Below are 8,437 nucleotides of genomic sequence, written 5' to 3' on the forward strand. Positions count from 1 at the left end.
TTCAGTGGCTCCGCTGCGTGGCGAGTTTCTTGTTCCAGATGGCGACGGCCTGGTCGAGCGCCTGCTGGATGTCCTGCTTGCCGGTGACCCCGGCTTCGACGGCCTTCACCAGGTAGCGCCGCAATTCGTCGTAGTCGGTGATGCCGGCCACGTACAGCGTGTGCGAATGCGGCATCGACACCGCGCCGGCGGCAACGGCTTTTTCCGCCGCACCGGCGTTCGGCGGCACGGTGGTGAAGAATGGATCGTTGGCCGCCTGCGCCATCGCCGGATACACGCTGGCCTGTTTGGCGAAGGCCAGTTGGTTGGCGTCGTTGGTCAGGTAGCGGGCGAACTTGCCGATGGCCGGCAGCAGTTTGGCGTCGACGTTCTTCGGCACGGCGTAGTGAATCAGCCAGCCGCCGTCGGCGATGCCGGTCGGGCCCAGCGGCGCCGGGGCGACGTCGGTGATGGCGTAGATGTCCCTGGCGTCGCTTTCGATACGCTTGACCGCCGTTGGTGGCGCCAGCAGCATGCCGAGCCGGCCGCCCTTGTAGGCATCGATGGCGGCGGGGAAGTTATCTTCTGCGAACAGCGCATCCTTCAGCAGGCCACCGGCCTTGTAGGTATCGGCCAGCTTGCGGATCAGCGCCACGTGCGCGGGAGAGTTGAACACGGCCTGGCCGTTGGCGATGACGGCCAGGCCTTGCTGCATCATCAGGCCGTCGATCTTGGACAGGGCGGGGCATAGGCCGGCCTTGCCGGTGCGGGCGGCGATCTGGCGCGCGAACAGCAGTTGCTCATCGAGGTCGCGCGGCGCGTGCGGGATGGCGGCGGCCTTGAAGATCTGCGTGTTGTAGGCGATGACGGCGACGTTGCTGTACATCGGGAAGCCGTAGGTCTTGCCGTTGAAGGTCAGGTCTTGCAGCGTGCTGGCGAGGTAGCGCGGGCGGGCGTCGGCCAGCAGATTGTCGACCGGCGCGAGCAGACCGTCGCGGGCGAATTCGTCGGCCCAGGGCACGTTGAGGTTGACCAGCGCCGGCGGCGTGCCGGCGACGATGCGCGTGACCAGCTTGGTCTGGATGATATCCCAGGGGAAGTCGACCCATTCGATCTTGACGCCGGGATTGGCCGATTCGTAGCTGCGAACCAGCGTTTCGTAATACGGCGTGAACTTGGGCTTCATGCTGAAGGTCCAGAATTCGATTTTTTGCGGGGCGGCGGTCGCAGGGTTTGCCAGCATGGCGGCTAACGCCAGCGCCCACCCCGCACGGCGGCGGACCGGGGTCGGACCCCGTACGGGGTCCGACCCCATCGGCTTGCGGGGTGGGCGCCGCTCAATCATCAGTTGGTCTTGGTGACTTTGCTCAGGTGACGCGGCTGGTCCGGGTCCATGCCGCGCGCGGCGGACAGTTTGGCCGCCATCACGTAGAAGGTCTGGATCGCGACGATCGGATCGAGGTCCGGCGTGGCGGCGATCGGCAAGGTCAGGTCGCGGTCGGCCACGTCGGCCGGAGCGGCCAGCAGCACGCGCGCGCCACGGCCGCGCATCTCGGTCGCCAGCGCCAGCAGGCTGGCCTGCGTCGGGCCGCGCGTGGCGAAGATCACCAGCGGGTAGCCTTCTTCGATCAGCGCCATCGGACCGTGCTTGATTTCCGCGCCACTGAAGGCTTCCGCCTGCAGCGCCGAGGTTTCCTTGAACTTCAGCGACGCTTCCAGCGCCACCGGGAAACTGATGCCGCGGCCGACCACCATGATGTTGCGTGCAGGGGCCAGCACTTCAATCGCCGACGACCAGTCTTCGGTGGTGGCGGCGCGCAGCGACTCGGGCAGCGCTTCCAGACCGGCCAGCAGCTCGGGATCGTTCTGCCATGCGGCCACCAGGCGCGCACCGGCCACCAGGCTGGTGATGAAGCTCTTGGTGGCGGCCACGCTCTGTTCTTTGCCGGCGCGCAGCGGCATGGCGAATTCGGCGGCGTGCGCCAGCGGCGAATCGATATCGTTGACCAGCGCGATGGTGGTGGCGCCGCCGTCGCGGAAGTACTTGATCGGTTCGACCACGTCCGGGCTCTGGCCCGACTGCGAAATCGAGATGGCCAGCGTGTCGCGCGTGATCAGCGGCGATTTGTTCAGGGTCACCAGCGACATCGGCAGCGACGCCACCACGCGGCCCAGGCGGGCCATGATCAGGTAGGCCGCATAGGCGCACGCATGGTCCGAGCTGCCGCGCGCGATGGTCAGCGCGGTCGAGAAGGACGTGCTCCTCAATTTGCGGCCCAGCTCCGCGTAACGGTCTCCGTCGTGCGACAGTTGCGTGGCGACGCAATCCGCGGCGGACAGGGCTTCTTTCAACATCATTGAGGTCACAACAATTCTCCTTCGATATAGACGGCTTTGAGGTTCAGGTCACGGTCGAGCACCACGAAGTCGGCAAACGCGCCGGGGGCCAGGCGGCCCCGCTCTGGCAGGCCGAGATAATCGGCCGCATACGTTGAGACCCGCGCCGAGGCATCCGCCAGATCGAGGCCGAGTCCGACCAGGTTACGCAGCGCCTGGTCCATAGTGAGGGTACTGCCGGCCAGCGTGCCGTCGGGCAGGCGCACGCCGCCCATGCATTTCATGACTTTGTGCCGGCCCAGCATGTACTCGCCGTCCGGCATGCCGGTGGCGGAAGTGGAATCGGTGACGCAGTAGAGATTCGGGATGCAGCGCAGCGCGGTGCGGATCGCGCCCGGATGCACGTGCAGCAGGTCGGGAATCAGTTCGGCGAAAGTGCCGTGCGCCAGCGCGGCGCCGACCATGCCGGGTTCGCGGTGATGCAGGCCGGGCATGGCGTTGAACAGGTGGGTGAAGCTGCGCGCGCCCTGGCCCAGCGCGGCGACGCCGTCTTCGTAGGTGCCCAGCGTGTGACCGATCTGCACGCGCATGCCGGCGTCCGAAAGTTCCTTGACCAGTTCCAGGTGGCCGGCGATTTCCGGCGCCACGGTGATGACCTTGAGCGGCGCCAGCTCTTCCAGCTTCTCGACGTCGGCCAGCTTGGCGGAGCGCGCGAACGGCGGCTGCGCACCGAGCTTGCCGGAGTTGATGAACGGGCCTTCCAGGTGGGCGCCGAGCACGCGCGCTTCGCCCTTGCCGCGCTGGGCGGCGGCCTTGCCGATGCCGCGCAGGGCGAGGTCGATGTCTTCCGGCGGCGCCGTCATGGTGGTGGCCAGCATGCTGGTGGTGCCGTGCCTGGCGTGGACCGCGGCGATGGTGTGGACGGCATCGCCGCCTTCCATCACGTCCTTGCCGCCGCCGCCGTGCACGTGCAGATCGATAAAGCCAGGCAGGATATAGACTGCTTCGTTGAGCGCCGGATCGGCGCTGCTGCCGATGATGGCCGCAATGCGTTCGTCGAATGTGATTTCACCGCTGATCCAGCCGGACGGTGTCAGGATATTGCCTTTGATTGCATCGCTCATCTGCGCGACTCCGCTACGAATTCATAATAATCACTCCGGCAGTACGAGTGGGTCAGTTCCACCGCCGCGCCGTTGTCGAGATAACTGACGCGGGTGATGTGCAGCATGGCGGCACCCGCGGGAATACTGGCCAGGCGCGCCTGTTCGGCGCTGGCGTTGACGGCGCGGATATGCTGCAGCGCGCGCATCGGAATGGTGCCGTTGGCTTCCAGGTAGCCATACAGCGAATCGGTCACGCTGTGCGGATTGGGCATGTACTGCGCCGGAATGGTGGTGGTTTCGATCGCCATCACCACGTCGTCGGCGGTGCGCAGGCGCTTCAGGCGCGCCACCGGCATGTTGGGCGACAGACCGAGCGACAGCAACTCCACCGGCGAGGCGATGCCGATTTCGCGCTGCAGCCAGCGCGAGCCGGCCGTGAAGCCGCGTTCGCGCAGCTCTTCGGAAAAGCTGGTCAGGCGCGACAAGGGCTGTTCGAGTTTCGGCGTGATGTAGGTGCCGGAGCCGCGCTTGCGGGTCAGCATGCCGCGCTCGCACAGCATGTCGATCGCCTTGCGCGCGGTGACGCGCGAGATGTTGAGCATGTCCGACAGCACGCGCTCGGACGGCAGGGCCTCGTTGGCGCGCCAGTCGCCGCCGACGATGCCGTCGGACAGCTTGTTCGCAAGCTGCATGTACAACGGCGTGTCGCTGGTGGCGTCGGGTTTGAAGGCGCTCAACTGGGCTAGCATCGGTCAGTCCTTCAGGCGCTGCTGGATCAGGCGCAGCGCGCCGGCGGCGGAGTCGCCTTGCGGATTGACGATGCGCTTCAACATCGACACCGGCAGATAAGGACGCAGCGGCGCGGCCAGGCCGCCGCACAGCGCGATCGGCAGCTTGCCGCTGGCGTCGAGCGCGTTGCCCATCAACTCCACCTCGCGGCCGGCGGCCAGCAGGATGGCGCGCGCGGTGTCGTTGCTGTCGCCGTGCTGCAGGACGATGCGCGCCAGTTGCGCGTAGTTGGTCTGCGTGGCTTGCGCCAGCCAGGTCTGGATGGCGTTGCGTTCGCCGCCGCAGGCGTTGGCGACATCGGTGGCGAAGGCGTTGGCGGCCATGCGGCCGTCCAGCACCTGCTGCACGTGGTTGATGGCGCGCAGGCCCATCCAGGCGCCGCTGGCTTCGTCGCCGGCGGGGAAGCCCCAGCCGCCGACTTCCACGTGGCGGCCGTCGGCCAGCTTGATTTCGCCGACGCTGCCGGTGCCCAGCGCGATGATGGCGCCCGGCTGGCCGGCGTGGGCGCCGAGCACGGTGGTATGGCCGTCGCTTTCCAGCGCCACGCGGGCGTAGCCGGGATTGGCGTCGACGAATTCCGCCGCCCACTGGCGGTTGTGCACGCCCGCCAGGCCGAGGCCGATGGCGATGCGGGATTTGTCGGGGAAACTCAGACCGGCGGTGGTGAAGGCTTGGGCGGCGGCGTCGTTGACGGCGGCCCAGGCCTTGGCGATGCCGTGCATCAGGCCGGAAGGCCCGGCCGCGCCTTCCGCAAATTCGACGCCATCGGCGCGGGCCAGGCGTACCCTGGTGCCGCTGCCGCCGCCATCAACGCCGATGAAAAATTCGATCATGTCTACCTGAGAGTGCTTGGCCGGAATGGCCTGTGATGAGGGCACTATAGGGTAGCCAAAACCAGCTTGTCAACAGGTATTTAACTGGTATTAAAAAATATTGAAGTGGACTGGCATTGTCGTCTTGGAATCGTTTTGTAAGCCCTTGTTTTTAAATAATTTAAGAGAATTTTCCGCGCCCCCGCCGAGTGTGGCATTTGCATGCCACTTTTAAACTCCGGGGTCAGGTCCCTCATTTCTACACGAGCTCAGCCTTGGACGTGGCTATGGCTGAGCTCGTGTAGAAATGGGGGACCTGACCCCGGATTGGGTTAGCGGTGGTAGGTGACCAGGTGGGTGCGGCTGGTGTCGGCTTTGTCGGTCAGGGCGACGGTGGCGTTGCCGGGGCCGTTGACCGTGACGTCGCTCTGGCGTGTCGTCAGCTGGCGCGCGTCGAGTTCGCCCGAGCCGCTCACTTGCGCACTCAGCACGGCGGTGGCGCCCGACAGGCTGACGTCGCCGGGGCCGGTCAGGCGCGCGCGCACGCTTTGCGCTTCCAGGCCGCGCACCGTCAGGTCGCCCGAGCCGTGCACTTCGGCGTCGAGTTTCTTGATGTGGCCGGCCAGGCAGGCTTCGCCCGGGCCGCGCAGCACGGCGCTGGCCGCTTCGGTGTTCAGTGTGCAGGCGTCGAGGTCGCCCGAACCGTGCACTTCGGCGCGGATTTCTTTCGCACTGCCGTGCAGCGCCACCGAGCCGGGACCGTGCAGCGCGGCGCTGACGCGGTTGCCGTGGATGTCGCTGATGTCGAGATCGCCCGAGCCGTTGACCACCAGGTTGAGGTCCTGCGTCACGCCGCTGGCCTCGACGTCGCCGGGGCCGTTCATTTGCAGGTTGAGGCTGGCCGCCTGCAGGGCCCGCAGGTCGAGGTCGCCGCTGCCGTTGCTTGTCACGCTCAGTTCGTCTACCTTGCCGCTGGCGGTGATGTCGCCGGGACCATCCGATACCAGCGTCAGCTGCTTGCCCTGGAACTGGCGCAGGTCGACATCGGCGCTGCCGGCGTTGCGCAGGCTTTTCAGGTTGGCGGCGCTGATGCGCACGGTCATCTCGCGCTGCTTGTTGCGGCCAAAGCTGAAGTTGAAGGTCCAGCCATTGCCCTTGCGTGGCTGACGCACGGTCAGCGTGTCGCCGTTGACCGCGGTTTCGATGTCGGCGAACTGGCGGCGCAGGCCGGACAGTTCGATGGTGTTGCCGGCGTCGGCGGTGACGATCACGTGGAACGGGCCGATCAGGTTGATGTTGCTGAACGCGGCGACGGTGCGCTTTTCGGTGCCGTAGCTGTCGTCTTGCTTGTCGGCGGCGTGGGCGCCGCCGGCGACCGCCAGTAGCAGGGTGCTAGCCAGCGCGGCGTGGGTGAGCGTGTGCTTCATGTCGGGGTCTCGAAGGATGGTGGCGAAAACTGGACGATATGACAAAGCCTCATCGCCGTCGCGGCCCATGGGACGGACGCGCCAAAGCGTGGGATCAACTGCAAAAATCCGGGGCTGAGCGGCAACTCAATCTTGGCGGCGCGCGGCCGTTACCGTTTGTGTGGCCCCGCTGCGACGGTGATGTCATAATGGGTGCATCACTATGCCGCTGAGACAGGCATGCGCAGGCTGAAAGGAGCGCACATGATTCGATACATTGGAACCAAAAACACCACCGATGGCGGCGTGCTGTATATTTTTTTGATCAACGGCTTGCAGAAGGAAATCCGGGAACACGCCTTGAAACAGTACCCAGGTTGTTATGAAGCATTGCCTGCCACGGCCAAGGCGCGCATCAGCGCGAACCGCGCGTGGTTGTCCAAAACGTAATGCGGCAGCGTCTCGCTCAACTGCTGGGCGCCGCGCTGGCGCTGGCCGCCGGCGGTGCGGCGGCGCAATCGGTGCCGACCACCTTCGGCACCATCGTGGGCAACGGCCTGCTGTGCCGCGACCATACCGACAATTTCTATTATTACGATTACCTCGTTAAACATTTCGGCAACTGGTACAAGCACGAGGGCGGCGCCTACTGGTTCCGCACCGCCGGCGCGTCGCTGTGGGGCACCGAGATTTCCGAGGTGATGGTCAGCGACGATACCAGCACCTTTATCTTTGTCGGCGCGGTGGCCGAGACCACGCCGGAGAACCTGGAGAAGGCCATCATCCAGCAGGTCGGCACGCATTACACTGTCATTGATACCTCCGCCTATCCGGTGCGCGAGGCCAAGCCGGCCAGCCGCATCGTGTATTTCGATACCAAGTCCAAGATTTATTGCGCTAAATTCAAGCCGCTGCCGCCGGTCCAGCCGCCGCCGGTGCGACAACGGCTAAAATAGGGAGTCGCGCACTCCCAGGGTTTTCATGTACACGCATTTTTTCAATCTGAAGCAATCGCCGTTTTCCATCGCGCCGGACCCGCGCTATCTGTTCATGAGCGAACGCCACCGCGAGGCGCTGGCGCATCTGCTGTACGGCATCGGCTCGGGCGGCGGCTTTGTGCTGCTGACCGGCGAGATCGGCGCCGGCAAGACCACGGTGTGCCGCTGCTTTATGGAGCAGATTCCCGAGAATTGCAAACTGGGCTACATCTTCAATCCGAAGCTGTCGGTGGAGGAGTTGCTGCTATCGATCTGCGACGAGTTCGGCATCGAGCTGCCGCCGCAAGGGGCGGGCGCGGTCAGCGTCAAGGGCTATGTGGATGCGATCAATGCGTATCTGCTGGCCAGCCATGCGCAGGCCAAGAACAATGTATTGATCATCGACGAGGCGCAGAATCTGTCGGCCGAGGTGCTGGAGCAGCTGCGCCTGCTGACCAATCTGGAAACCAGCGAGCGCAAGCTGTTGCAGATCATTCTGATCGGTCAGCCGGAGTTGCGCGCGATCCTGGTGCAGCCGGAGCTGGAGCAACTGGCGCAGCGGGTGATCGCGCGGTATCACCTGGGTTCGCTGTCGGAAGCGGAGACCGGCACGTATATCGAGCACCGGCTGGCGGTGGCGGGCGCGACGGCGATCGCGCCGTTTCCGCGCAAGCTGATGGGGCTGGTGCACAGCCTGACCAAGGGCGTGCCGCGTCGTATCAATCTGCTGTGCGACCGGGCCATGCTGGGTGCGTATGTGGAGAACCAGCCGCAGGTGACGCGGACGATTTTGAAACGTGCCGCCAGCGAGGTGTTTGCCGGGCAGGATGCGGTGGCGGCTGGCGCGGGTGCGCGGTTTGGCGCGGCGCGCTGGCCGCTGGTGGCTGCGGGCGTGCTGGGTGGTGTGGTGATCAGTGCGCTGGCGTGGCAACTGGCGTCGCGCGATGCGCAGCCGGTGGTGGCGACTGCGCAGGCGGGTGTCGTGCGCGCGCAAGGCGCTGCTGCGGCCGGCACGGTGGGCCAGCCGGGTA

At 65.7% G+C, this 8,437-nt stretch carries 9 protein-coding genes; 3 read left to right on the plus strand and 6 right to left on the minus strand.

Features of this window, described 5'->3' with window-relative positions; all coding sequences use genetic code 11:
- Position 1 precedes the first annotated feature (1 nt).
- The 6 genes from GJ695_RS27160 to GJ695_RS27185 form a co-directional block, all read right to left on the minus strand.
- Positions 2 to 1,222 carry an ABC transporter substrate-binding protein gene (locus tag GJ695_RS27160; protein WP_154370234.1) on the minus strand — a complete coding sequence of 407 codons (1,221 nt, stop codon included), beginning with the start codon at positions 1,220 to 1,222 and terminating at the stop codon, positions 2 to 4.
- A gap of 101 nt (positions 1,223 to 1,323) precedes the next feature.
- Positions 1,324 to 2,337: an SIS domain-containing protein gene (locus tag GJ695_RS27165; RefSeq protein WP_154370235.1), complete on the minus strand. Its 1,014-nt coding sequence runs from the start codon at positions 2,335 to 2,337 to the stop codon at positions 1,324 to 1,326.
- A gap of 5 nt (positions 2,338 to 2,342) precedes the next feature.
- A complete protein-coding gene (nagA, locus tag GJ695_RS27170; RefSeq protein ID WP_154370236.1) occupies positions 2,343 to 3,440 on the minus strand; it encodes an N-acetylglucosamine-6-phosphate deacetylase in 1,098 nt (365 codons plus the stop codon).
- The gene (locus GJ695_RS27175; protein WP_154358635.1) at positions 3,437 to 4,171 is read right to left on the minus strand and encodes a GntR family transcriptional regulator; all 735 of its coding nucleotides are present in this window, start codon (positions 4,169 to 4,171) and stop codon (positions 3,437 to 3,439) included. The genes nagA and GJ695_RS27175 overlap by 4 nt, the downstream gene beginning before the upstream one ends.
- 3 nt (positions 4,172 to 4,174) lie before the next feature.
- Positions 4,175 to 5,044 carry a glucosamine kinase nucleotide-binding domain-containing protein gene (locus GJ695_RS27180; protein WP_154358633.1) on the minus strand — a complete coding sequence of 290 codons (870 nt, stop codon included), beginning with the start codon at positions 5,042 to 5,044 and terminating at the stop codon, positions 4,175 to 4,177.
- Between the two features lie 311 nt (positions 5,045 to 5,355).
- Entirely contained in the window at positions 5,356 to 6,450 is a 1,095-nt protein-coding gene (locus tag GJ695_RS27185; RefSeq protein WP_154370237.1) for a GIN domain-containing protein, read from the minus strand.
- 243 nt (positions 6,451 to 6,693) lie between these two features.
- Between GJ695_RS27185 and GJ695_RS27190 the strand changes: the two genes are divergently transcribed.
- The 3 genes from GJ695_RS27190 to GJ695_RS27200 all read left to right on the plus strand — a co-directional run.
- Positions 6,694 to 6,879, plus strand: coding sequence for a hypothetical protein (locus tag GJ695_RS27190; RefSeq protein ID WP_154370238.1), 186 nt, complete (start codon positions 6,694 to 6,696; stop codon positions 6,877 to 6,879).
- Complete coding sequence (locus GJ695_RS27195) at positions 6,879 to 7,385, plus strand: hypothetical protein (RefSeq protein ID WP_154370239.1); 507 nt, start codon at positions 6,879 to 6,881, stop codon at positions 7,383 to 7,385. The genes GJ695_RS27190 and GJ695_RS27195 overlap by 1 nt, the downstream gene beginning before the upstream one ends.
- A 25-nt stretch (positions 7,386 to 7,410) precedes the next feature.
- Positions 7,411 to 8,437 (plus strand): ExeA family protein (locus tag GJ695_RS27200; protein WP_154370240.1); only part of this gene is annotated, 1,027 nt, incomplete at its 3' end.

The organism is Duganella alba, assembly GCF_009674495.1.
Classification (GTDB): domain Bacteria; phylum Pseudomonadota; class Gammaproteobacteria; order Burkholderiales; family Burkholderiaceae_D; genus Rugamonas; species Rugamonas alba.